The sequence below is a fragment of the Marinobacter sp. B-12 genome (genome assembly GCF_056857915.1).
Map to the genome: position 1 here is coordinate 21,481 of NZ_JBSXOB010000061.1, position 24,124 is coordinate 45,604.

Consider the following 24,124-nt stretch of genomic DNA (forward strand, 5'->3'; position numbering starts at 1 on the left):
CTGGCTACCGCCCCGAAGCCCAACTGCCCCGGGCCAGGTCCATGGCCCGGTTGACTTCATCGGCAGGGATATCGCCCGGCTCGCCTTTTTCTATCGGATCATAGTGAAACACGTACAGCCGGGAAACGAATTCGGCTACCGGTAAGGAGGCTTCGCCAAAAAGCTCCCCGTGGCCGTGGGTTGAGGTGACGACGCCCTGGCCCCAGTTCTGCCCGCTGTCGTTGTTGGGGTTGAAAAAGTAGACGCGCATGGTCTTGTCTGCATCCATCGCGAGCCGTTGGATGGTGATTGCGTGCCAGCCCAGAAAACGAGTGGCGCTGTCGGTCACCGCGATGCCAGCCGGCTGTGGATTGATGACGGGAATGTTGCCGTTATAGAACGGGTGATAGGCGGCGTAGAAATCCCGCACAAACCCTTCGAAATCTTTCAGGCTGCCGGTAAAAACGTCCACGGCGATGCGAAATCCGTGGCCAACGTGGTCGCCATGAAATTCGGCGTTGACCCATTTGTGGGGGTCCTCTCCGCGGCCAATACTGCGACGCCCCATTTCAAAATAGATGCGGTCCAGATGCGGCACGGTCAGCAGGGATACGGCATCGACATCCACGGGCGGCTCGGTGGCCAGTCCGGTGCCGAGTTCCCGTGAAGAAATGCTGTTGCCTTCGAAGCGCATAATGATTTCATCGTCCCGTGCTGCCCAGGCAAGGATGCGCAGCAGCTCTGCCGGCATGTTGTAAGCCCACATCGACAGGGCACGGGTGGACTGGCAGGTCGGGTAATTGCCCTGGCCCACGCCCAGTGGCCGCCCCAGCACGTTTAGTACGTCGGCGAGCAGAAAACATTCAGGGGAGCGGCTAGTGCCAAAGACTGTCTCGATCTTCTCGGCCGCGGCGTCGCAGAGCGACATGCGTATCTGGCGCCACAGGGATGGGGCTACCGGGGGCGAGTAGAGAATGCCCCGCTCCAGCATCATGGCCAGGCCGTAGGCACACTGGCTGGTTTCCGGAAACAGGGCGTCGTCGATCAGGCGGTGAATCAGCGCGGGGTAACAGTGAAACGCATCGGCACCGGTGTAACTCAGCCCGAGGGCCGTGGGGATCAGGGCGTTCCAGCGCCCGCGCAGGAAGCGTATGAAGACGGGCATGTAGGCTGACACCAGGCCGGTGCTGTGCATGGCCTGGGCAAAGGCGATGGCTTCGCGCATCAGGGCGGCGTCGTCCATCTCCGCCAGTCGTTCGGAATAGACCTCAAAGCCGGGGTCTTCACGGCAACCTTCGGTGGGGCTGAATACGGCGTTGATCAGTTGCAGGGCGTCGTCGCCGACTTCGCCGCCCAGGGCGTCCGGTTTTTCCAGGCAAACCGCTATTTGGGTCACCATGTGTTTGACGCCCTCAACCTGAACCGGGCGCTGCTCCAGAATACGCCAGACTTCGGCCACCAGGTGCTCCAGAAGGTTTTCGTATCCCAGATGGTGAAGCAGGTAGTGGTACAGGTTCTGAACGGCGTGGCCGAGCTGGTCGGGCCGCAGCCTGTCGCTCTCTTGCAGGTCATCACTAACCACCAGATCAAGGTTCATCGCCATCACCTGGGCGAGGAAGTTATGGGCGTGTTCCGCCGAGATGGAAGCGTGGATGAAGTCGCCTCTGGTGACCGCCAACAGGCGAATCTGGCTCAGGCATTCGACCAGTGTTGCCGTTGGGTCACCGTGCCGAACCGTACGTGCAGCCAGAGAGGGCACCAGTGTCTGGGGATAGTCCCAATCGCTGCCTCCAAAGAACCCGGCGGATTCTATGGCCGGGACGCGCTCGTATAGCGCTTGCAGGCCTTCGGGGCTGAGTATCAGGGGCTTTGCCGCATCAATCACCTCGAATACGGGCGACACACCCTCAACTGCGTTGACTTCAGCAAGGCGGCTGACGGCGCCGTCAAATGCTTTTACAAGTTCCGTCGGCGCGTGGCTATTCTGGTTTTCGGTTGCTTTTTTTTGTCTGGTCATACAACCATCCTTAAGCCAACCTGGGACTGTGTCAACCTGGCCCCTGGAAAACATCTGCTCCCAGCGGCCGGGTGAAACCAGGAACCTGCCGGCCGACGCTAACCCAGCTATCATAATGAGCAAGAGATCCGATAAAGTGATGCCGACACCTACAACAATGAAAGAGCAGACACCTGATGGCTGAATCATTCAGTACCGAGCTGGTTGAACAGCTCCAGCGAAATATTGGCGATGCCTTCCGGGCCGTGTCTGGCGAGGATTTGGAATGGGGCGAGCTAATCGCTCAGGTGCTTGGCCAGTTGCTGGTTTCTTTTATCTACCTTGGGGTTTTCTTCGGAATTTATTTGGTCCTGACAGGTGCCATCCGGCTGGTATTGGGGAAGCGGCGGGCCAAAACGCATCTGTTCATCCAGGTACGTAGCACCTTGCGTTATCTGGCCGGGTTAGGAGCGCTGATCTTCATTCTTGCGCAGTTTGGAACGTCTCATGAGGTTCTCAAGGCGATGGCGAGGGCGGGTTTTATGGCCCTCGGTTTCTATGTGGCCTGGCTGATTCTGGCGCGCCTGATCAAGGACAGCATGGTGCGCTACAAAATGGACCCTTCGATTCGTCAGTTGGTCGAGAACCTGTTTTCTGTTGTCGTCTCAGCGCTGGCGGTGGTGACGGTACTCGCCCAGTTCGGTTTCGATGTGGTTTCGATTGTTGCCGGTTTGGGGATAGTCGGTATCGCAGTAGGCTTTGCCGCGCAATCAACCCTCTCCAATTTCATTGCCGGTATCACCCTGTTGATTGAAAGACCGTTCCGCATTGGTGATTGGGTCACCATCAACGGGCAAGACGGCAAAGTGGTCAAGATTGCCTTGCGAACCACCTGGCTACGCACCCGGGATAACATCTTCGCGATGATTCCAAACGACAGTGTGGCGTCTTCCGATATCATCAATTACAGCGCAGAAGGTGTCACGCGCCTGAATATTCCGGTTGGCATTGCATACAAAGAGTCGGCAAAGGCTGCGAGGGACGTGCTGATGCCGGTTTTGCTGACGCATCCTGAAGTTCTACAGGGTGCTGGTATGGAGCCCCGAGTTTTGCTCAAAAGCCTGGGTGATTCTTCGGTGAATCTGGAAGCCAAGGTGTGGATTACACCCGATAATCTGGATGTACAACCCAGAATCATGGCGGATGTTCTGGAGCAGATGAAAGAGGCGCTGGACGCTGCCGGCATAGAGATTCCTTTCCCTCATTTGCAACTGTTTATTGATGATGCAAAAGGGCTGAAGCCAATACTGGAGCCCCTCTACAGCATGCGGGGAACAAACGGATAACTTCTACCCAAATTCATCATTCAAACCGGTTGGCCCGGATGTTGTTCCGCGTGCCATCGCTCTCGGTCTCGGTCCAAATCGGCACTCGCAACTGTGCTGTTCGCACTTTCCTTTGAACAGAGTTGGTGTTCAATAGATCACATCATCGCGGCACGCTACCGGCGCTAAAGTGTCTCCAAACACTTTTTTCCTATTTCAGATATCATGGATGTTTATTTGTTGGGTAGGCCAACAGTTAACCTGGAGAACACCATGAGCAAGAAGCCCGAGAAAGTCACCTTAACGTCTGCCACGATTGAGGAACAGACCGCTGCTTTTTTGAAGTCAGGCGGGGCTGTCGAGTATGTGGGTAAGGGCAAGAGTGGACAAGAAACGTCTCAGAACCCGAAGCAAATTACCCTGAAATAGTAAACCGGGTTAATCAGTTTTCCGGAACATGCATCTTTGGCGTACCTGTCATAGTCTGGCCTAGTCTGGTGAAATGGAAATCGCGTAGATTTAAATGGGCATGGAAAAGTGCTCGCGCAATTACCCTGACAAACTCGCGAAAAGAGGATTCGATATGCCTCACGTGCGTTTTACCCAGCTGCTCTGTTTTGCTGTTCTTGTTGCGATTTTAGCGGCCTCTACCGCTCAGGCCCATCACGGTTGGGCTTGGGCAACGGACGAGGAATTTGAAATTACCGGTACCATCCAGTCGATGCGCCTTGGTAATCCCCATGGCGAGGTCACGATCGACGTTGATGGCGAGGCATGGGTTGTGGAAGTTGGTCAGCCCTGGCGTAACGACCGCGTCGGGCTGAGTAAAGAGGTTTTGAGTGTCGGCCGGGAAATGACCGTGCACGGTCATCGGTCCGCCAAAGAAGGCGAACGGTTGGTCAAGGCTGAGCGGATTGTGATCGACGGGGAGAGCTACGACTTGTACCCCGGTCGTGATTCCTGAACCTGGGAATGATTGAGCAGGCACTGGTCTTCGTCGAAAACCTGGCCGTTGTCTCAGCCCTACGCAATTCCACGTTGGCATATCCGTTGGTCAACGCCGGGCATATTCTTGGGGTTGCCCTGCTGGTCGGCGGAATTGTGCCACTGGATTTGCGCTTGCTGGGGCTCTGGCGTCGCTACCCCGTGATGGTGTTTGTTGATGTGCTTCGTATGACATCGGCGCTTGGCTTGGGGTTGGCGATCGTTTGTGGTGCTCTTTTATTCGCCACGGCGGCTGCCGATTACGCCGGATCGATGTTGTTCCGGGTGAAGATGGTGGTTGTCCTGTTGGGAGTGTCGAACGCGTTGATACTCGCTCGGGTGTTAGAGCACCGGGATATACGGAGCCTCCCAATGGATGCAGCCATGCCTTTATCCGTGAGAGCAGGGGCCTTGATATCTCTGGTGACCTGGGGCAGTGCGCTGGTCCTTGGCAGGCTATTAGGGTACTTCTGACCAGGCGGGTGGCGACAGGGACCACCACCCGCCGGTGCTTTGGTGATTAGCTGAACTCGGGCTCAAAAGGCTTACTTCCAGCAACCCGTTTCATCCACGCCATGTCCAGTGGAACAAGAACGTTCAGTGCGAACAGCACCCAGCCCAACGCCTGCAGGCTGTCCGCAAACCACAGCATCAGGGCGAAAGACAGTAAGGCCCAGCTGACGTCCACAACCATCATCAGGTTGAAGTATTTCTCCAGCCATCGTGCGTTCATGGCCATAGCGGCCATATCCACGCACCAGAGCAGCATCACTATGCCCACCACCTGATAGAACGTTGCGCCGGGCCCGCCAGCCAACTGGGCAATTGGTCCTGATGCCAGGATCAGTGCCAACGCCAACGGCGTGGAAAGAAAGACATCGCTCAGGACGATCTGTTTTACGCTGAATTGACGCACGAAGTTTTTCATAGGATCACCTCAATCGGGTTTCGCAATGTGTTTGACTACACTACAAAGCTTCTACCCGGGCGGTGATGGGTACAATTACCTGTGAGGTAATGGTGCAGCCCACCCTTGATGAAGATAATCGCTGAACACTCGGACATTCACAGGAACGACGATGAGCGCCTTCGGTACGCTTTTTAGAGAAATGCGGCAGGGTAAACGGTTGAGCCAGATGGATTTCGCCCTTGAATGCGAAGTGTCGGCAAAACACATCAGCTTTCTGGAAACAGGCCGCAGCAAACCCAGTAAGGGCATGGTTCTGCATTTGGCGCAGATGCTTCAGACGGATCTGGCAGCGACCAACCGCCTGCTGTCTGCGGCGGGTTACAGCCAGGTATACAGCGATCAGGATTTGAGCGCGCCCGGTATGGCTATGATCAAAGAGGCGCTTGATCACCTACTGCAGGCGCACCTCCCATATCCGGCAGTAGTGTTCGATCACGAATACTATTTGGTGATGGCTAACACGGCCATGCAGGAGATGATGGTAAGAATGGTGGAGTTGGGCGCTCGATTCCCCTACAGGCCAAACTTTCTACTGTCACTGCTGGATAACGAGGGCATGAAGCCCTTCGTGGGCGATTGGGAAAACATCGCATGTCACATGCTGCAACGCGTCTACCATGAACACCTTGCCGGCCCCTTCCGGGACCAGCCCAACCGGTTGCTGGAGCATGCCTTGACCTTGCACGGTGTTCCACAGGGTTGGAAAAGCCACCTGGTGGAACATCTCGACTACCCGGCGATTCCTTTTACCCTGAACCTGGGGGATCAGCAGCTTAGAATCTTCTCGACCATCGCAACGATAGGCACGCCTCTGGATGTCACCGCACAGAATTTGCGGATCGAACATTTTTTCCCAATGGATGAGCGTAGCAAGGCTTTTTGGCAACGCTGAAACGGACTGCTGCCGATACTGCCCGCGATCGGGGTTGAATTTACGCAACCCTCCTCGCATGTCTAGTGTAGGAGACATTCACAACACCGCACTTCTCCAAACGGTTTTGCAGGGCAATGGGAGGACTCATGGAAACGCGTACGTTCGGAAACACAAACATTCAGGTGACACCTGTCGGGCTGGGCACCTGGGCCATTGGTGGCTGGATGTGGGGCGGAACGGATGAAGCCCAATCCATTGATACGATTCATCGGGCCATCGACAAGGGGATTGGCCTGATCGATACGGCTCCGGTCTATGGCTTCGGTCGTTCTGAAGAGATTGTGGGCAAGGCCCTTGCTGATGGTCGTCGGGACCAGGTTGCGTTGGCCACGAAGGTGGCTCTGAACTGGAACGACGATCAGGACAAAGTCTGGCGGGACGCAACTGCTTCGCGCATAGAGCGGGAGGTTGAGGACTCCCTGAAACGCCTTCAGACCGACAGGATCGACATTTACCAGGTGCATTGGCCGGATTCCAGGACGCCCATGGAGGAGACTGCCCGCGCACTGGAGAATCTATATCAGGCGGGAAAGATCCGCGCTATTGGTGTCAGCAACTTCACCCCGTCACAGATGGACGAATTGCAGAAGACGGTTCCCCTGCACAGTTTGCAGCCTCCCTATAACCTGTTCGAGCGGGAGATTGAGCAGGAGATACTTCCGTACTGCCGCGAAAACGGCATTGCCACCATCACCTATGGCGGGCTCTGTCGGGGTCTGTTGACCGGTAAGATGCAGGAGGATACGCAGTTCACCGGTGACGATTTACGCAAGAACGATCCGAAGTTCCAGGGTGAACGGTATCGCCAATACCTGAATGCCGTCGCCGAACTGGATGCGTTTGCCCGTGAGCGGTACCAGAAAAACGTATTGGCGTTGGCGCTTCGTTGGCTGGTGGATCAGCCCGGGGTGACGACTGCGCTTTGGGGAGCAAGGCGGCCGGAACAGCTCGATCCTGTTGGTGAGATCGAAGGCTGGTCACTGGATAAGGACGCGATGGCTGCAATCGATGACATTCTGGCCAGATGCATTGATGACCCGGTAGGGCCTGAATTCATGGCGCCCCCGACGCGTTAAGCGCCAGCGCATTCGATGATATCCAGAGACGCCGGCAGGCTTGTCCGTTTCCCGTCATTGATGAAGTCGGTGTAGAAGCGATCCACATACTTGAATGAGGCGACTTTGCAATGAGAGCTTTGGGTCCATTTGCTCTGGTTGGCCACCAGCAAGCGGGATCGGGTGTTGGAAATGATGGCGCGGCTGACTTCGGCCTCGCGGATATCAAAATCCATCAGGCCATGCTGTGGGTCCATGCTGCCGGTGCTGATGATGCCGAAGTCGGTGATGAAGGAGTTGAAAAACCCGGTTACTTCCGGCCCGACCACATCATGGTGGTTGTGCCGGTATTGCCCACCGGAAACGATGACTTCGATGTCGGGATTGCCGGAAAGCGCCGCGGCCACACTGAGGTTGTTGGTCAGGATGCGCAGTGACTGATGATGAATCAGCGCTTTCGCCACCAGTTCGATGGTGCTGCCGACCCCCAGGCTGACGGTGGCGCCTTCAGGAATATCCATTGCAACCCGCTGAGCCATCTGCTGCTTGGTGGCAAGATGGCGTATCTGCGTGTTTTCAACCGGAGAAGCCGTGGCACTGGCCGGTAGGCTGACGCCGCCATAACGGCGACGTAGCACGCCCTGTTCGCACAGCTTGTTGATGTCTCGGCGAATGGTTTGGGTGGTGACTCCAAAGCGTTGGGCAATGTCTTCAACCTCAACATGCTTCTGCTCGTTCACCCAATCCAGAATGCTATTCTGCCGATCTTTGGCGCCCATCAGATTAGATACTCGGTCCTTTGCCCCTGGCTTGATCACACAGGATGTGTTTCGGCCTGCGGCAGGTCGGATTCAGCCCGTTGCCTCAGCCAGTTTTCGGCCATTTCCGCAAAGCCCAGCCCGGAACGCTGGCTGACAATGGATGCCGGCCGATGGGTCATCCCGGGCAGGTGCTTGCGAATGTTGGCCACGCCAACACTTAATGGAAAACATCGAAACATGCTTTCATCATTGGGTGCGTCGCCGATGAAAACTGCGCGCTGCTGCAACGCCTGCAGATCCAGCCCCAACACGTCCTGCCCGACACGCACAGCCATCGTGGACTTGTCGAAATCGCCGAGCCAGACGTTGAGGTGGATCGAGCTTTGCCGAACATTGAAGCCCTGGCCAGCCAGAGCGTTATGAAGAGCTGCTACTTGCTCTGGGCCTAAAGACTGCTGCTGGTTGTAATCGACCGCCACATCGACATAACGGAACGCTTGGTCGCTGGCGAGTTGTGGTTCGAAATCCAGCTCCAGCGCGGCGACGGCAGCCAGTATGGCCTCTTGGTCGCGCTTGTGGGAGGCTGCGTCGTTCCAGTAATGCCAGCGTACCGTCTGGGGGGCTGTCCGATCGGCGTAGAAGGCGCCGCCTTCACCAATAACGGCAGTGACCGGCCAGGTCCTGATGATCTGGTCACACCAGCCGGCGCAGCCGCCGGTAACCGGAATCACGCGAATGCCAGCCGCCGCCAGCCGGCAAAGGGCCAGATAGGTGTCTGGCAGCAGTTGACCATCGGTGGTCAGGGTATCGTCCACGTCGGTGAACAACACGTCCGCTTGGCCAAAGTTAAAGCTGTTTGTCATGGCATGGGTTTTCCGCGTCAGATGACTTTCTTGCGCAAGGCGCTGGTTAGCGCTTCGCCCAGAATCACCAACACCACAATAGCGAGCAGAATCGTGGCCACCGTCTGCCAGGCAAACAGGTCGATAGACCCTTGCAGCAGCACTCCGATGCCACCGGCGCCCACCAAACCAAGTACGGTGGATTCACGGATGTTGATATCCCAGCGCAGGATGATGATGGCAAAAAAGGCTGGCATTACCTGCGGCACGATCGCGTACAGCACTACTTTCATTTTGCTGGCGCCGGTTGCCTGCATAGCTTCGACGGGGCGGCGATCGATCTCCTCGATAGCCTCGCCCATCAGTTTACCAATGAAGCCGATCGACCGGAACATAACCGCCAGAATGCCCGCCAGTACCCCGGGGCCAAAAATGGCGACGAACAGCAGGGCCCAGATGATGGTGTTCACTGAGCGGCTGGACACAAGGATAAACCGGCCCAGCCACAGGGTGGCCTTGTTCGGGGTGGTGTTCTGCGCTGCGATATAGGACACCGGCAGGGCGATGAAGATCGTGAGCATGGTAGACAGTGTGGCAATGTGTACGGTTTCCAGCATGGCTGCGAAAATGGCATTCCAGGTGCTGAACTCCGGTGGCCACATGCGTGCGCCCAGGTTCTGGATCTGGTTGGGGGCATCCCATACCCAGGGCCAGAAGATGTCGATGTCACGCACCGCCCAGACAATCGCAATCAGGGTTACCAGGTAGATCCCATAGCGGGTCCACTGTTCTTTCCGGTCGTAGCGGGACCAAACACGGTCAGTCAGTTTCGCAGCGTGATCTACCATACTTTCTTCCTCACCCATCCGCTTATGCCCTCGCTGACCAGAATGATGCCAATGATCATCAGCAGAATGGCAAAGGCGAAGTCGTAATCGTAACGTCCGAACGCATTCATCAGTGTGCCGCCAATACCGCCCGCGCCGACAATGCCAACCACCGCGGACGCGCGCAGGTTGCTGTCGAGCTGGTACATGGATAGCCCAATCTGGCGCGGCATGATCTGTGGAAATACGCCGTAGATCAGCATCTTCAGATATCCGGCGCCGACGGAGCGCACGGCTTCTACCTGGCCCCAGTCGATTTCTTCGATTTCTTCCGCCAACAGTTTGGCGACGAACCCGATGGAGTACAGGGTCAGGGTCAGAATGCCGGCCATGGGGCCAAACCCGACGGCCGCCACAAACAGGATAGCCACGATGACCGGGTGGAAGCTGCGGGCGATGATGATGATAGCGCGACCTACCAGATAAACCGGCTTCGGGGCCACGTTTTTGGCAGCCATCACCGCGATCGGTATCGACAGAAATACCCCAAGCAGGGTTGCCAGGAATGCAATCTGGAAGCTTTCCTTGAAGCCGGTCCACAAGAGCCCGGCACGCTCAAAGCTGGGAGGAAAGGCGCCACCGAAAATCTTGGCGGCCCGGGGCAGGCCCTCGGAAATACGTGCCCAATCAAACGGCAGTGTTGAGAATGCCCAATAGAGATAGGTCAGGGTAACGGCGGCCAAGCCATAGCGGAGCCAGGGGTTGGCTATAAACGGGGGCTTTTTCCAGACCCTGCCCGACGTTATGTCGGTTGCAGTTCTGCCAGTGGTCATACGGTCGCCTCCTGGGTTTGGGCGCCGGCCTCAGCCGCATCTTCGTCCGGGGACTCAATGCCGCCATAAATGGCATCCAGCGCATCCTGGTTGAAGTCCTTGGGCGACCCGTCAAAAATCATCTGACCGTGACGCATGCCCACAATGCGATCCGTGTACATCCGGGCCTGAGTGACGTTGTGGATGTTGATCAGCACCGGCAGCGACATTTCGCTGGCCAGGGTCTGGAGCAGACTCATGATCTGCTGAGACGTTTTGGGGTCCAGAGATGCGGTTGGCTCATCCGCCAGCAAAATTTCCGGCTCCTGCATCAGTGCCCGCACTACGGCTACCCGTTGCCGTTCACCCCCGGACAACTGGTCGGCTCGATTATTGGCGTAGTGGGCGATACCCACTCGCTCCATCAGGTGGAAGGCGCGGTCGATGTCCGATTGTGGGAAGCGGCGGGTCAGGGCCTGGAACAGTGACACATAGCCCAGACGCCCGGACAGCACGTTCTCCATTACCGTCAGGCGATCAATCAGGTTAAACCCCTGAAAAACCATGCCGATGCGCCGGCGGGAATGTCGCAATTCGCTGCCGCGGAGATTGACCAGCTGGTGGCCATTCAATTTGATCGAACCGGATGTGGGTTCAACCAGCCGGTTGATGCAACGCAACAGTGTGCTCTTTCCCGCTCCCGAAGCGCCGACGATGGAAACGACACTGCTGCCGTCAACCTCGAGATCCAGGCCTTTTAGCACAGGCTCATTGTGCCCGTATCGCTTTACCAGGTTGGTAATTTCTAACATGAATTCACTCCGGCCAGCGCTTCCGGCCAATGGCCGGAAGCGCCTGTTGCTCTTATTTCAGATTGTCGGGCGTGTACTGAACGCCGTTGGACGCCTGGATGGTGCGAATGACGCGCCAGTTGTATTTGTAGTTGATGGGAATGAAGGTTTCGACGCCCTCGAACTCTTCCCCCAGCTCGGTGCCGGAAAACTTGAAGCTGTAGAAGGCTTCACGAATTTTTTCGACCAGCTCGGGATGGAGGTTATGGGCGTAGTTGTAGGAGGTTGTCGGGAATCGTTCGGATTCCCACACCAGACGCACATCTTCTTCGTCGTAGAGCCCGCGTGCGGCCATACGCTCAACCACTTCCGAGGCCACAGGGGCCGCGTCGTAATCCTTGGCAACGACGCCGAGCATGGACTGGTCATGGCTGCCGGAAAAGGTGATTTCATAGTCGTCACCGGGCACCACGCCCATTTCCGGGAACAGGGCACGGGGGGCCTGGTTACCGGAGTTCGAGGTGGGGGAGGTGTGTGCAATGCGCTTGCCTTTCAGGTCGGTTATTTTGTGGATGTCTGAATCGACATGGGTGTAGACCTGAAGCGAGTAACCAAACTGCCCGGAGTCTGAGCCCATTAGCGCGAACGGCACCGCACCGGCGAGGTTAACCGCGAAAGGCGTTGGGCCGGTGGAGAAGCCCGCCACATGCAAACGGCCGCTGCGCATGGCTTCCACTTGTGCCGCATTGGATTGCACGGCAAAGAAACGGACGTCTTTGCCCGTCACTTCAGACAGATGATCGATGAAGGGCTGCCAGATGTCGGAATAGATGGCGGGGTCTTCAACCGGCGTATAGGCAAAGATCAGAGTGTCGGGATTAACCCACTCGGATTCGTCCGCCGGCAGGTCTGCAACCATGTCGCCGTTTTCGTCGCAGTATTTGGCGTCTAGTGAGCCTCGCTCGCAATTTCCAAATGCCTGAGCGCTGAAACCTGCCAACAGCGCGGACGCTGTCAGGGTGACCGACGGCAGGATGCCGGGAAACACTTTCCTGGAAAGGTTCATTCTTTTCTCCCTTTGGAGCGGTCCATGCCTGAGGGTTCTCGGCCTCGCATTGAACATCCGGGAAGGACCAGCTCGCTAAGCTTGTTTTTTTAGGATGTTCAATTGAACATTCGGCTTAACAGCAAATGTCCATTAGACAAGGTCAGAAAAATCCGCTCAACAATCTCATATAACGTATCGTGAGTTGCTATCAAAACGTTCAACACTTCGGCTAACATCCGTTTTCAAGGATTGAGACAACAACAAGAAGGTAAAAACAGTGATGTTGCTAACCGGCTTCGGGCTTGGCTGTCTGTTGCCCCTGTTTGTGATTACGTTGCGAGACTTCCGGCATTTGCTGGTTGGCCAGCTGTTCCTGCTGGTGATTATTGGGTCCGCGGCGTTCCTGGTGGATCCTCTGATTCCAATCGAATGGCGCTGGATCACTTCCGACCTGCAAACCGTATTGCCCGCCCTGTTCTGGCTACTGTGTCAGCTGATTTTTGCGCCGCGGCCGCGGTTGAAGTCGGTTTGGGGCGCGATGGCGCTTTACAGCTTTCTGGCGCCTGCGTTGGCGCGGCCTTTCGTGGAGCCCAGCAGTGCGTGGACACCGGCGGTGTTCTTTGGATGGCGGCTGGGCCAATTCTTCGAGTACTTGGTGCTGTTGCATGGCCTCAGTTTTGTGATTCGGTACTGGCGAAACGATCTGGTGGAAGCCCGGAGGAAGGCCCGCCTGGCGTTTCTGTTGATTGTCGGCAGCGCCGTGGGCGTGGCGACGGTCAGCCTGAATTTCGGGCTATACCATGAGTACATTCGGGGGATCATCACGGGGCTGGCGGCTTTCGCAACCCTGATCTGCCTGGTCACGGCGCGGGAGGGAATCATGGATCTGGTGGGCAGCGATCGGCCTGCCGGTTCGCCACCGCCGCAGTCCAGACCAACTCCAGAGACAGAGCCGCAAGAGGCCCACGCGGCACATTTTGCACAACAGGAGCAGGACGCCGCAATGCTTGGCCGAACCATGGCGGCGGGCTTCTATCGAACGGAAAAGCTGACGCTCAAAAAATTGTCGGAAACCACAGAGATTCCTGAATACCGTTTGCGCAAGGTGATCAACCAGGCACTGGGCTATCGAAACTTCAATGACTACATCAACCAGCTCCGGGTAGCCGACGCCGCCGAGCGTTTGCGGAACGAGCCGGACACACCCGTGCTGAACATTTCTCTGGACGTTGGCTACCGTACCCTGAGTTCGTTCAATCGGGCATTTCGGGATATCCAGAACACCACCCCAACGGAGTTCCGTCAGCAATGCCTTGGGGCTGACATCAGCTGATCAAAACCTGCAATTTCAGGGATTGCAGGTTTTGCACAGTGCCCACCCTTTATCCTCTGAAACCCTTGGTGCACAGGCCGTTGCAGAATTTGCACAGGGCATGTGGTTTTCTGCACATCGGTTGTTCTCGCCAATGTGTCGCATCCTGCTTAGTGTCGTTCGGGACACAGGGTTCTTCTCCGGAACGCCTGAATAACAACAACACGATCAAGCAGAGGTTACGATGCGCCAGGCCAGAACGTTCAAGAAACTATTGTTGGTGACTGCCATTTCAAGTGGGTTCCTACTCACCGGTTGTGATGGGGACGATGGAGACGACGGTAAGGCCGGAGCCGATGGGCAGTCCGCAGACGTTGTTGCCCAACTTGCGGTGACCACGTCTGGATTTCCCATTCCTGAAGACGCCATTCTGGTAGCGCCGGATGCCGCAGACGGTGACGATATTACCGAGGCGCTCTCTGTAGCGTTGTTCGATCTGCCGGAGGATGCCCTGGTAGTTTTGCCAAAAGGGCGGTTTATGGTGACGGAGAGTATTGTCGTCAACAGTGCCAGTGGGCTGACCCTCACCGGCTACGGCATCAATGAAACTGCGCTGGATTTCAGCACGTCCAATGGTGACGACGCGTTCCGCTTCCAGGGCGGGAACGGCATTACGGTGCGGGACTTCGGAGTGTACGAGGCACCAAAGAACGGCATCAAGGCCACCAACGTCAACGGCATCCATATGACCTATACCGCCACGGTCTGGGAGGGCGAGCTGGAGGCGGCTAACGGCGCCTACGGACTGTACCCGCTGAAAAGCCAGAACGTGCTGCTGGAGAACAACTACGCCTTCGGGTCTGCGGATGCGGGTATCTACGTGGGGCAGTCTGAAAACATTGTGGTTCGGAACAATACCGCCAAACAGAACGTGGCTGGGATTGAGATCGAAAATTCCACCATGGCCGACGTGTACAACAACATCGCGCTCGGAAACTCCGGCGGCATTCTGGTGTTCGACTTGCCAGGGCTGGACAAGGCCTACGGTGGCAATGTTCGAGTCTTTAACAACCAGGCCTACAACAATAACGCCGATAACGTAGGCGCTGGCGTGGTTGGTACGGTGCCACCGGGAACCGGCGTCCTGGTGCTGGCCACCAGTGATGTGGAGATGTACAACAACCAGATCACTGATAACGACACCGCGGCGGTCGCGATCACCAGCTATCTGCTGGTTGATGATGACCTTGCCAGTTACCCGGCCAACTACGGCGCCACCATGGGCAATGGCTGGAGCCCGACACTGAAGAATGTCTACCTGCATAACAACACCATTGCCCGGAACGGCGACAACCCGCGAGGTGCGCTACTTCAGCCGGTTATTGATGGTTACTCCTCGAACATGAACAGCAAGGGGACTCCACAAACCTTTCCGGCGATTCTGTATGACGGAATCGGTGAGCTGCTGTCGAACGCCGGAGAGCTGGCTGGCTTCAATGCTCTGGTTGGCGCCGAGGCGCAGGCCGATGGGGTGAACTACGACCCGTACGGCGCAGGCGACCAGATCTGTGCCAACAGCAACATCAATGGCAACCCGGCGCCAGACTATGACGAAGTGAATACCGGGCTGGTCTATCCGGATGATCCTGCCGACGTGACCATGGTCGACGGCGACGGCAACCCTCTGCCACACCTGCTGATCGATCAGATGGTTAACAACACCTACCTGAATTGCGTCCAGCCGCGACTGGCGCCAGCGGTAGTGAACTTCCGCAACAATATCTACGGCTGCACCGGGGATGATCTGGCGGAAACGGCCTGCGCGCTGTAAGGGAGAACCTCCAATGAAACATAACCATAAAACGATCGCGGTGGGTGTGGTGACGTCTTTTCTTCTGGCTGCGTGTGGTGGCGGTGGAAGTGGCGATTCATCAGGCGATGACGGAGCCGGCCCTACGGGCAGCGCACTGAATGCCGGTGCGGGCGCGCCGACGGGAGCAGAGGGCAGCTGCAGTGCAACCACGAATGGGGTGAACTGGGACGCCTTGATGACGGAGGTATGCCCGAAGCTCTCCGACTACAATCTGTTTACCGATGCCAGTGATCCAACGGCCGGACCGACCCGGGGCGGGGTGCCTTATGATCTCTCCACGGCGTTGTTCTCCGATTACACCAGCAAGTACCGTTTTGTGTTTGTGCCAGAAGGCAAGACCGTGGGTTACAACCCATCAGAAGCTTTGGATTTCCCGGTTGGGACGGTCATTACCAAGACTTTCGCATTGCCGGAAAATACGGCGATGCGTGACGGTGCGGAGCTGGTGATCGAAACCCGCCTGTTGATCAACAGAGCTGACGGCTGGATGGCATTGCCCTATTACTGGTCGTCAGAGTCCGAGGCGACACTGGCCATTGCAGGGAAACGCCTGACCGACCTGACCACCATAAACAACCAGGGGCAGACACTGACCTTTGATTATGCGGTGCCTAAAGCTGCGGACTGCAACTCCTGCCACTCCATCGTGCCGGATCTGGCCGGGCCGGATGACCAGCGTGAGCAGATTTTTCTGCCCATTGGCCCCAAGGCCCGCTATCTGAACAAGGATTTCAACTACCCGGACGGCACGGTCTACAACCAGCTTCAATACTGGGCGGACGGCGAACTGCTCACTGGATTGCCGGCGGATTTCAACAGTGTGGAACAGGCGCCGGTGTTCAATGACGAAACCCACATTCCGTCACTGAGCGACACAGAACTGAACGACAAGGCCAGGGCCTACCTGGACATAAACTGCGCCCATTGTCACCGGGCAGACCTGACGCTGCCGGCCGACTATGCCGGGCCCGCAGGCAGTAGTGGCGTGCAGTTGGAGTACAACCGCAACTACGCTGACTCGCCGGGTAAATTCGGAGTCTGCAAGGACCCGGTGGCCGGCGGCAAAGAGGGGTATCCGTACGACGTGATTCCAGGCAACGCGGATGAGTCTTACCTGTTGTTCCGTATTGAGACGACTGACAGCCGGCACAAGATGCCCGAGCTGGGCCGCAGCACGACGCATCAGGAAGGTGCTCAACTGATCCGCAGTTGGATTGACCAGTTGCCAAGTGCCAGTTGCTCGCCACTGCCGTAACAGCGACCCGCCCCGGCGGGTTTATCCGGCAATCCGGTCAGAAGAGTTGGTTTTGTGGCGAGTGAGGCTTATGCTCGTCACACACATTTCTTGTCCGGGAGTCGTTTTATGGGTCTGGCTATCGCATTACATGTTCTTTCTGCCGTGATTTGGGTTGGCGGTATGTTTTTCGCCTATATGGCCATGCGGCCCGCAGTGGTGGAGGTTGTTGAAGCATCGCAGCGCGGTGCGCTTTGGTGTCACACCCTGTCCCGGTTCTTCCGGTGGGTTTGGGTGTCGATCATTCTGTTGCTGGTGACCGGTTACTGGATGGTCTTCAGCGTATTCGGTGGCATGGCGGGTGCCGGCTGGCATGTCCATGTGATGCAGGCGCTGGGGATTGTGATGATGCTGCTCTTTTTTCACGTCTATTTTGCCCCCTTCCGGCGGTTGAAGCAGGCTGTTGCCGATCAGGACCCACAGGAAGGTGGACGCCGGGTGGGGCAGATCCGCAAACTGGTAGGCATCAACCTGATTCTTGGGCTAATCACAGTGGTGATCGGTGCTGGTGGTCGGTATCTGTAGGCCGATCTCCTAGCTGATAACGCCTCGTGCTGACGCCCTGCCGTTTTTTCTTTGCGAACCCAACAGGGATTTGCAAGAGCTCATGGCTTTCCGGGATGATTTGTTGATCCACGATAAATCGATCCCGGAGACTGTGATGAACGAAGCCTGGCTGAAAGCCCTACCCAAAGCGGAGTTGCACCTACACCTGGAAGGGGCGCTTGAGCCTGAACTGATGTTTGCACTGGCTCGGCGCAATGGCATTGAATTGCCGTGGAGCGATGTCGACGTGCTTCGGCAGGCCTATTCCTTCAATAACCTGCAGGAATTCCTGGATCTGTATTACCAGGGTGCCAATGTGCTGCGCACGGAGCAGGATTTCTACGACCTCACCTGGGCGTATCTGAAGAAGTGTCAGGCACAGGGCGTTGTCCACATTGAACCTTTTTACGATCCGCAAACCCATACCGAGCGCGGCATTCCCTTTGAAGCGGCCATCAACGGCATCAGTAGCGCCATGCGGGATGGGCGCGAGCAGTTGGGTATTACCGGTGGGCTGATTCTCAGTTTCCTGCGGCACCTGTCTGAAGACGACGCTTTCCGGACACTTGAGCAGGCGATGCCGTTTCGTGATCAGTTTTTTGCGGTGGGGCTGGACAGTGCCGAACAGGGCCATCCACCCAGCAAGTTTGAGCGAGTGTTTGCCAAAGCGAGGGCTGAGGGTTTCCTGGCGGTTGCCCATGCTGGTGAAGAGGGGCCGCCTGAGTACATCTGGCAGGCCCTGGACCTGCTCAAGGTGAATCGTATCGATCATGGGGTCCGTGCAGCCGAAGACCCGAAGTTGCTGGAGCGGCTGGCGGATGAGCAGATTCCGTTAACAGTTTGCCCGCTGTCGAACATCAAGCTGCGCGTGTTCCCGGACATGGCCCACCACAACATTCTGGATCTGTTGGAGCAGGGTTTGAAGGTTACCGTAAACTCGGACGACCCGTCCTATTTCGACGGTTATGTGCTGGAGAACTTCGTGGCCCTGCGTGATGGCCTGGGGATGACCGAAGAGCAGGCCCGCCGGTTGGCGCAGAACAGTATGGACGCTCGGTTAGCTCCGTAGATGCGGCTTGTGCAAGGCCGTATCGATATTCGGCAGGATGCGGAATTCTGTCCTACCATTGAACAGTAAATCCCGCGTTCAAGGAATGAGTCATGAGCATGATCAGCAGCACACAACGTTTATTGCTTGGTTCGGTTCTTGCCATCTCAATGGTTGCCGGGGTCCATGGAGCGACACCTGCTCCGGAAGGTGCGTCGGTGTATTTTATTACGCCCGTTGATGGGCAGACCGTGAGTTCGCCGGTCACAGTGAGGTTTGGCCTGGAAGGGCTGGGAGTGGCGCCTGCGGGTGTGGAGCGCAAGGGCACTGGCCACCATCACCTGCTTGTGGATGTAGACGATCTGCCGTCGATGGACCAACCGGTTCCGTCTGATGAACGCCATATTCATTTTGGTGGCGGACAAACCCAGACGTCCCTGGAATTGTCACCGGGCGAACACACCTTGCAGTTATTGGTGGGGGATCACCTGCACGTACCCCATCAGCAGCCTGTCATGTCCGAGAAGATCACCATCACGGTGGAGTAATAGCGCAGGGTGGTTCAGAGGCAGGCCAGAACGCTGTCGCCAATCGCCACCTTGCCCCCTTCAATCACTCGCGTCGTTATACCGCCATGCCCACGCATGGCGTTATAACCGCCGGGCCCAAGGGCGGTCTCCATTTTGCTGCAGGGGTGGCACAGGCCGGTGTATTCCAGCACCGCACCGCCAATTCGGAACGTTTTGCCTTTCAGTGCAAGGAGATTCAGGCCAGAGACCACGATGTTGCGCCGGAAAATTTCCGGGTCAAGAGCATCCCGCCCGAGGCAGGAGGCAATGGCATGCAGGTGTTCTTTCTGGATCAGGGTGACTTGCCGTTTGCTGGTCTCGCGGCCATTGAATCGATCGCCTTCCAGGCCCTTGCCCGGCGTGATCATCACGTTATCGTGCGTTTTCATGGACTCACCGCGGGCAGGGCGGATGCCAATCCATTCAACCCGACCGCGCTGAGGGAGGGTGTCGAAAAGGGTTTGAAGCGGGGTCTGTTGCGCCATGGATGCCTCATGTGAGTTTCAATCCAGCCTGGGGCTGCACGGTTGTATTGGGCGTGGTTACTCCAGAACCGTCGGCCAATTCGCATCCGCCTGGCGAATAAACCCATCGGGGTCTTTCAGCCATTGGTCCTGCACGGACTGATTGTAGTTCAGGTACAGTCGACCGTCCCGGATGTTCCAGTGCTTTGGATCCCCTTTGGCGAGATCGCCCTGGCTGACCGCCCAGGCACAATAGCCGCCGTAGACCGGAGCGAACCGTTCAGGGTTTTCCTTGAAGCGGGCAAGGTTCTCAGCATTGGCAAATCGCCAGGTGGCCCCCTGGTACTGGGTAGTGTACTCACTGGAGCCTTTGGTGGGCTGTCCTGATTCGAAGTAACTGACTGTGTCGTACCCGCCGGCGCCCGTGTTGCTCAAGAGGCCGGTGTAAACGGGCGACTCCGAAGCTAATGCACTGGTTGTGTAGAGTAGGGCAATGGTGACGAACATTAGGAATCTGTTCATGTCGCTCTCCTTATTGATAAAGGCTACAGACACTAAGACACCGGTGATAGCCGTTTGTTACGCAGAGCTATTGTGACGACGCATTGTGATGAGGCCCGAGCTTCATCACAATGCCCTTCTGGGGGAGTCCGGGCTTCCGGCGTGAAGTCAGACCTTTTGTTGCAGTGCCAACAGCATCTCATCGACCACCGCGAACTGGGCGCTGATGGCCTTGGTGGCCTGGTCGAAATAGGCTGTTGCCGGCAGTTTCGGTGCGGCGGCAGAGAGGAACTCGGTTTCGATAACGGACAATAGTACGCTGACGGTCCGGCCGGCGTCCCTCAGTGACCGCAGCCCGTTCTGGTTGTGCCCATTCAGATCGGCGTGTGCGATGGACGACAATGCTTCAATTCGCTCACACAGAAAGCCCAGCCTGATTCGCTCCACGCCAGTGCTTTGTCCTGCTGCCGCAATGCCGGTGCCCAGAGCACGTGCCTGTCCCAGCCATTCGGTGGTATACAGTAGCTCGCGCCATAGGGTGCTCACCCCGTCACCCGGATGCGTCACAAACAGCAGGTTGTGGTGGGCTGCGATGTCTTCGATCAGTTGCAGCATGTTGGCGATGAGCTGGTTGTGCTGTTTTATGTTGTCACTGACCGGAAGCGTAAGGGCTGAGCCCTCCAGCCGGGACCAGTGGTCGGTAAACGACACCCAGCGTTCATGGCAAGACAGGCTGGAGGCATCAAGGTTGTGAAGGTCCGCCCGAATTGATGCCCGGGTCTGATCCACCTTGGGCTTGAGGGAGCGATCACCGCCGAGATAACCCGTGCTCAGGCCACGGTGTTGTTGCAGGTGTTCGAGGAGCTGCCGCAGGCCTTTGAGCAAGTGTAATCCTTCCGCGCGCCGGGCCGGGTTCCGCCAGGGTTTACTGATCGCCACAACGATGACTGCGAGAGCGCTTAACGAGGCTGCAATAAGGAGTTCCATCAGCGAGCACCTCCTGCCATGGCCGGTTCTGTGAGCGTGGCTGTCAGGCTCTGGATGTGTTGAACAATCCGGTCGGTTTCTTCGGTTGCCCTTCCATTGGCGTCAATCCGCTGGTGTGTGGTATCCACCTGGGTGGCGATTTCGCTGACAGCGAGATCCTGCTCGCGTGCGTTCTGCGCCACTGACGCGACCTGCTCGTTCATTTGCAGGGAGTGGGACTGAATCTGTTCCAGGCATTCCTGAACGGCCCGTGTGTGAGCCACGCCGTCTTGAGCCTGCCCCAGAAGCTTGTCCATCTGGTTATGGGTCGCTTCAATTTTTTCTCTGACACTGGAAATGTTAGCGCCAATGTCAGCGGCGGATTGATGGCTGCTGTTGGCAAGTTGGCGGACTTCACTGGCAACAACGGCAAAACCACGGCCGCCGTCGCCGGCACGCGCAGCCTCAATCGCGGCGTTCAGGGCGAGCAGGTTGGTTTGTTCCGCGATGTGGCTGATGGTGGCAGTCATGCTAGTGACAGACTGAAACTGATCGAGGAGTTGTGTCATCAGTCTGGTGGTCCGCTCTGCATCGGCCGCCATCTCGACAATGGTGTCGCTGGCCGTCGCCAGGCGACTGCCGCCTTCCTTGACCAGATCGCGAACCTGTTCGCTGGCCTGTTCTGAAAACCGGGCGTTGCGTGCAACTTCGGCAATGCTCTGGCTCATCTCCTCGACAGCTGCGGAGGTTGCAGCGGATGCCTGTCGCTGCTCGCCGGCGCTGTTGGCGATATGTTGGCTGCTCTGAGACAGCTCGCCAGTCGCATGGGCGATTTCCGCAAGGCGGTCCTCAAGCCTTTGCTCCCGGCGTTCGCTGTCGCGCAGTGTGTCGGCGAAGGCTTGGGCGACGGGCCCAAATACCCGGAGTCGCGTATCAAGAAGGCGGTAATCTCTTTTGTCGAGCTGATTTCGACACTCGGCAATTAAAGCTTCCGTTTCTCTTTGAGCAAGAAGTATGAGGCTGTTGGTGAGGTAGCCCGCCAATACCATCAGTACCAGTCCAGCCGCGAGATGCCCCAAAATAGTCAACACCACACCGGCTATCAGGGCCATACTGGTGCCAGTAATAACAGGTCGGAGCCTGAGTCGGCTGGCAAACAGGGCCGCAGGGTACAGCAGTGGATTCATGATCCTTCCTCACGATCTAAAGGGTGCTCTTCGACGCAAAGCAAGATGCATACCGTATCTGGATGACCGTTCCGTCCGGGTTTGGAGCCCTGAGCGGAATGGCTTGTGCCCTTTTATGGGGCGCCGCGCTTCTGCCGAAGCGTAAAAACAGCGCAAAAGACCAAATGAAGCTAATCTGAATACCACTTCGTACACAATCCAGAACCCAATCGAAAAGGAGGTTGTCATGGCAGACCCAGTTCTTTTGATCACCGGCGCATCTTCGGGCATTGGTGCCGCCACGGCGCGCGCTGCTGCGGAAAATGGTTATCGTGTTATACTGGCAGCGCGTTCGGAAGACAGTCTTCAAAGCCTGAAGGAGGAGCTTGGCGGCGACCGGGCAATCAGTGTTCAGTGTGATGTTCAAAGCAGTGAAGACCAGAAGGCGATGGTTGAACGGGCTCTGGAAGCTTTTGGGCAAATTGATGCGGTGTTTGCCAACGCCGGTCGCGGTGGTTCGCCGGGCGGCTTCAGTGGCGCAGACACCGACGCGTGGCGGGATATGATTCTTACCAATGTTTATGGGGTTGGCCTCACTCTGCAACACTGTCTGCCAGCCCTGAAAGAAAGCCGTGGCCACTTGCTGCTCACCGGTTCCGCCGCCGGCAGGACGACCATTCCTGGCTCTATGTACAGCGCCACGAAATGGGCGGTGTCGGCCATCGGCTACGGTGTCCGGGAAGAGTTACGGGGAACCGGCGTTCGGGTAACGCTGATAGAGCCTGGAATGGTCGACACGCCTTTCTTTGACGAGCCCCCAGAGAGGGCGCTGAAGCCGGACGACATCGCCAATGCGGTGGTCTACGCCCTGTCACAGCCAGCCCACGTAGATGTGAATGAGATACTTGTCCGGCCCACGCCGCCCATTGAATAAGAGAGGTCTCGGAAATCGGGTTAGATTAGCCCTGCCCTGATCATATCGAACGTGTCCAGAATGCGCGCAACATACTGGTCTTTCGGGCGAAAGCTGCTTTGGGTGCTGAGCGAGACGTCCCGCTTCAGGTGATCCAGCAGCTTATGCAGGCGCCGGCGATGTAGGCCGATTGCCGCCTGCACAGGGTCGGAAATGACGCCGGACAGCGCTGCAAACGCTGCCAGGGCGGCCATGACCGCGAGCATGACGCTGGCGGTCGTCGCCAACGACGGCTCCGGTGGAAATACGCTGTAGTACCACCCGCCGATGGTTTCGCCGAGGATAAAATCCCTGGCAGCCAGAGTCTTTGCGAGCATGGACGCCAGCACCACTCCGAGCCCTATGCCCCCAGGCGTAAACTTCTGGAACGCAAACGCGCCGAGCACCGTGCATGAAATGCTGTTGGTGATATCGGCAGAGGCCGTCCGGGTTACGCGGTACTGACGAAGGGCGTCGGCAATCACGGGCTCTATCAGCTTGATAAAGCGCTGGTGGTCGACCGGCTCAGAGCTGTGGCGCTCATAAACCTCCTCCAGCGCTTCCAAAAGATAGTCCTCCAGCAGGTGGCCCGTTGGCTGACCATTGTTCAGCAGGTCGGCCTGAATCAGATTCGAGATGTGTAGTTGTACGCGGGTGGTGAAACCCGCAGGCACGCGATCGGCCACTCGGTACAGCCACCTCAGGCCGGCTCGTTTGCGCGTCGGAATTTTTACCAGACAGGCCAGGGCGTAAATCGGCGCCCAAAGCAGGTTGATCGGCGCCCGCAACATGTCCCAGCCCAAAGCCATCCGGTTGGTCGCGACAGCCCCGGGGTAATGAAAATGTCGGTCGATAAACGCCGGCACCCGCGCCCGGCAGTCGGCAAAATAACGCTCAATGCCTGAGCCTATGGCTTGCTCAATCTCTGCTTCGGAGATGGTCTGCTCGGATGGTATGGCAATAGGCATAAGTGACAGGTGCAAATACCAGTAAGTGGGGTGGATTCTTTTCCTGGCGCTCACTTTATCAGGAATCTTCACGGTTTCCCGATAACGCTTTGATCATCCAGTAGAGAAACCTCAGAACTTCCCTAAGTCAGAGAAACTTAG

The 24,124-nt window shown here is 57.1% G+C and carries 26 protein-coding genes; 13 read left to right on the plus strand and 13 right to left on the minus strand.

The window, feature by feature from the left end; all coding sequences use genetic code 11:
* Positions 1 to 4: 4 nt before the first annotated feature.
* Positions 5 to 1,996, minus strand: coding sequence for a hypothetical protein (locus tag AC13D2_RS15365; RefSeq protein ID WP_273066033.1), 1,992 nt, complete (start codon positions 1,994 to 1,996; stop codon positions 5 to 7).
* A 176-nt stretch (positions 1,997 to 2,172) separates the two neighbouring features.
* Between AC13D2_RS15365 and AC13D2_RS15370 the strand changes: the two genes are divergently transcribed.
* The 4 genes from AC13D2_RS15370 to AC13D2_RS15385 all read left to right on the plus strand — a co-directional run bounded on the left by AC13D2_RS15370 (position 2,173) and on the right by AC13D2_RS15385 (position 4,758).
* A complete protein-coding gene (locus tag AC13D2_RS15370) occupies positions 2,173 to 3,321 on the plus strand; it encodes a mechanosensitive ion channel family protein (RefSeq protein WP_273066036.1) in 1,149 nt (382 codons plus the stop codon).
* Positions 3,322 to 3,573: 252 nt separating this feature from the next.
* A complete protein-coding gene (locus AC13D2_RS15375; protein ID WP_273066037.1) occupies positions 3,574 to 3,729 on the plus strand; it encodes a hypothetical protein in 156 nt (51 codons plus the stop codon).
* Positions 3,730 to 3,883: 154 nt separating this feature from the next.
* Positions 3,884 to 4,264: a DUF6152 family protein gene (locus tag AC13D2_RS15380; protein ID WP_300492943.1), complete on the plus strand. Its 381-nt coding sequence runs from the start codon at positions 3,884 to 3,886 to the stop codon at positions 4,262 to 4,264.
* A gap of 8 nt (positions 4,265 to 4,272) precedes the next feature.
* Positions 4,273 to 4,758, plus strand: coding sequence for a hypothetical protein (locus AC13D2_RS15385; protein ID WP_273066041.1), 486 nt, complete (start codon positions 4,273 to 4,275; stop codon positions 4,756 to 4,758).
* Between the two features lie 46 nt (positions 4,759 to 4,804).
* On the opposite strand, the gene AC13D2_RS15390 is transcribed toward AC13D2_RS15385, so the two are convergent.
* Positions 4,805 to 5,212, minus strand: coding sequence for a hypothetical protein (locus AC13D2_RS15390; RefSeq protein WP_273066043.1), 408 nt, complete (start codon positions 5,210 to 5,212; stop codon positions 4,805 to 4,807).
* A 151-nt stretch (positions 5,213 to 5,363) separates the two neighbouring features.
* Between AC13D2_RS15390 and AC13D2_RS15395 the strand changes: the two genes are divergently transcribed.
* Positions 5,364 to 6,146 (plus strand): helix-turn-helix domain-containing protein, encoded by a 783-nt coding sequence (locus tag AC13D2_RS15395; RefSeq protein WP_482938879.1) that lies wholly within the window; start codon positions 5,364 to 5,366, stop codon positions 6,144 to 6,146.
* Positions 6,147 to 6,274: 128 nt separating this feature from the next.
* The gene (locus AC13D2_RS15400) at positions 6,275 to 7,264 is read left to right on the plus strand and encodes an aldo/keto reductase (protein ID WP_482938880.1); all 990 of its coding nucleotides are present in this window, start codon (positions 6,275 to 6,277) and stop codon (positions 7,262 to 7,264) included.
* Here the strand turns inward: AC13D2_RS15400 and AC13D2_RS15405 are convergent.
* The 6 genes from AC13D2_RS15405 to phnD are packed head-to-tail and all read right to left on the minus strand — an operon-like array spanning position 7,261 to position 12,342.
* Positions 7,261 to 8,022 (minus strand): DeoR/GlpR family DNA-binding transcription regulator, encoded by a 762-nt coding sequence (locus tag AC13D2_RS15405; RefSeq protein WP_273066052.1) that lies wholly within the window; start codon positions 8,020 to 8,022, stop codon positions 7,261 to 7,263. The two genes, AC13D2_RS15400 and AC13D2_RS15405, sit on opposite strands and share 4 nt — an antisense overlap.
* Before the next feature lie 35 nt (positions 8,023 to 8,057).
* Positions 8,058 to 8,867, minus strand: a complete 810-nt coding sequence (locus AC13D2_RS15410) for an HAD-IIB family hydrolase (RefSeq protein WP_273066055.1) — start codon at positions 8,865 to 8,867, stop codon at positions 8,058 to 8,060.
* Between the two features lie 17 nt (positions 8,868 to 8,884).
* Entirely contained in the window at positions 8,885 to 9,694 is an 810-nt protein-coding gene (phnE, locus tag AC13D2_RS15415; protein ID WP_007152720.1) for a phosphonate ABC transporter, permease protein PhnE, read from the minus strand.
* Positions 9,688 to 10,506 carry a phosphonate ABC transporter, permease protein PhnE gene (gene phnE / locus AC13D2_RS15420; RefSeq protein ID WP_213480121.1) on the minus strand — a complete coding sequence of 273 codons (819 nt, stop codon included), beginning with the start codon at positions 10,504 to 10,506 and terminating at the stop codon, positions 9,688 to 9,690. Before phnE (AC13D2_RS15420) ends, phnE (AC13D2_RS15415) begins: the two co-directional genes overlap by 7 nt.
* Positions 10,503 to 11,297: a phosphonate ABC transporter ATP-binding protein gene (gene phnC / locus AC13D2_RS15425; protein WP_040474321.1), complete on the minus strand. Its 795-nt coding sequence runs from the start codon at positions 11,295 to 11,297 to the stop codon at positions 10,503 to 10,505. The genes phnE (AC13D2_RS15420) and phnC overlap by 4 nt, the downstream gene beginning before the upstream one ends.
* Positions 11,298 to 11,349: 52 nt before the next feature.
* Entirely contained in the window at positions 11,350 to 12,342 is a 993-nt protein-coding gene (phnD, locus tag AC13D2_RS15430) for a phosphate/phosphite/phosphonate ABC transporter substrate-binding protein (protein ID WP_482938881.1), read from the minus strand.
* 262 nt (positions 12,343 to 12,604) lie between these two features.
* On the opposite strand from phnD, the gene AC13D2_RS15435 reads away from it, so the two are divergent.
* The 6 genes from AC13D2_RS15435 to AC13D2_RS15460 all read left to right on the plus strand — a co-directional run bounded on the left by AC13D2_RS15435 (position 12,605) and on the right by AC13D2_RS15460 (position 18,945).
* Positions 12,605 to 13,657 (plus strand): helix-turn-helix domain-containing protein, encoded by a 1,053-nt coding sequence (locus AC13D2_RS15435; protein ID WP_482938914.1) that lies wholly within the window; start codon positions 12,605 to 12,607, stop codon positions 13,655 to 13,657.
* 223 nt (positions 13,658 to 13,880) lie between these two features.
* The gene (locus AC13D2_RS15440; protein WP_482938882.1) at positions 13,881 to 15,467 is read left to right on the plus strand and encodes a parallel beta-helix domain-containing protein; all 1,587 of its coding nucleotides are present in this window, start codon (positions 13,881 to 13,883) and stop codon (positions 15,465 to 15,467) included.
* Between the two features lie 13 nt (positions 15,468 to 15,480).
* Entirely contained in the window at positions 15,481 to 16,764 is a 1,284-nt protein-coding gene (locus tag AC13D2_RS15445) for an SO2930 family diheme c-type cytochrome (RefSeq protein ID WP_482938883.1), read from the plus strand.
* A gap of 108 nt (positions 16,765 to 16,872) precedes the next feature.
* Positions 16,873 to 17,328 (plus strand): CopD family protein, encoded by a 456-nt coding sequence (locus AC13D2_RS15450; protein ID WP_421844018.1) that lies wholly within the window; start codon positions 16,873 to 16,875, stop codon positions 17,326 to 17,328.
* Positions 17,329 to 17,464: 136 nt separating this feature from the next.
* Entirely contained in the window at positions 17,465 to 18,418 is a 954-nt protein-coding gene (locus tag AC13D2_RS15455) for an adenosine deaminase (RefSeq protein WP_482938884.1), read from the plus strand.
* Positions 18,419 to 18,510: 92 nt separating this feature from the next.
* Positions 18,511 to 18,945 carry a DUF4399 domain-containing protein gene (locus tag AC13D2_RS15460; RefSeq protein WP_420389320.1) on the plus strand — a complete coding sequence of 145 codons (435 nt, stop codon included), beginning with the start codon at positions 18,511 to 18,513 and terminating at the stop codon, positions 18,943 to 18,945.
* A 14-nt stretch (positions 18,946 to 18,959) separates the two neighbouring features.
* On the opposite strand, the gene AC13D2_RS15465 is transcribed toward AC13D2_RS15460, so the two are convergent.
* From AC13D2_RS15465 to AC13D2_RS15480, 4 genes are all read right to left on the minus strand, one after another.
* Positions 18,960 to 19,451 (minus strand): MOSC domain-containing protein, encoded by a 492-nt coding sequence (locus tag AC13D2_RS15465; RefSeq protein WP_300492913.1) that lies wholly within the window; start codon positions 19,449 to 19,451, stop codon positions 18,960 to 18,962.
* Between the two features lie 57 nt (positions 19,452 to 19,508).
* A complete protein-coding gene (locus tag AC13D2_RS15470) occupies positions 19,509 to 19,952 on the minus strand; it encodes a YHS domain-containing (seleno)protein (RefSeq protein WP_482938885.1) in 444 nt (147 codons plus the stop codon).
* Between the two features lie 147 nt (positions 19,953 to 20,099).
* A complete protein-coding gene (locus tag AC13D2_RS15475) occupies positions 20,100 to 20,918 on the minus strand; it encodes a nitrate- and nitrite sensing domain-containing protein (protein ID WP_300492911.1) in 819 nt (272 codons plus the stop codon).
* Complete coding sequence (locus tag AC13D2_RS15480) at positions 20,918 to 22,084, minus strand: methyl-accepting chemotaxis protein (RefSeq protein WP_300492908.1); 1,167 nt, start codon at positions 22,082 to 22,084, stop codon at positions 20,918 to 20,920. Before AC13D2_RS15480 ends, AC13D2_RS15475 begins: the two co-directional genes overlap by 1 nt.
* 226 nt (positions 22,085 to 22,310) lie before the next feature.
* On the opposite strand from AC13D2_RS15480, the gene AC13D2_RS15485 reads away from it, so the two are divergent.
* Positions 22,311 to 22,997, plus strand: coding sequence for an SDR family oxidoreductase (locus tag AC13D2_RS15485; RefSeq protein WP_482938886.1), 687 nt, complete (start codon positions 22,311 to 22,313; stop codon positions 22,995 to 22,997).
* 20 nt (positions 22,998 to 23,017) lie between these two features.
* Here AC13D2_RS15485 and AC13D2_RS15490 read toward each other — a convergent pair whose 3' ends face one another.
* Positions 23,018 to 24,055, minus strand: coding sequence for a DUF6635 family protein (locus tag AC13D2_RS15490; RefSeq protein ID WP_292048946.1), 1,038 nt, complete (start codon positions 24,053 to 24,055; stop codon positions 23,018 to 23,020).
* Positions 24,056 to 24,124: the final 69 nt, after the last annotated feature.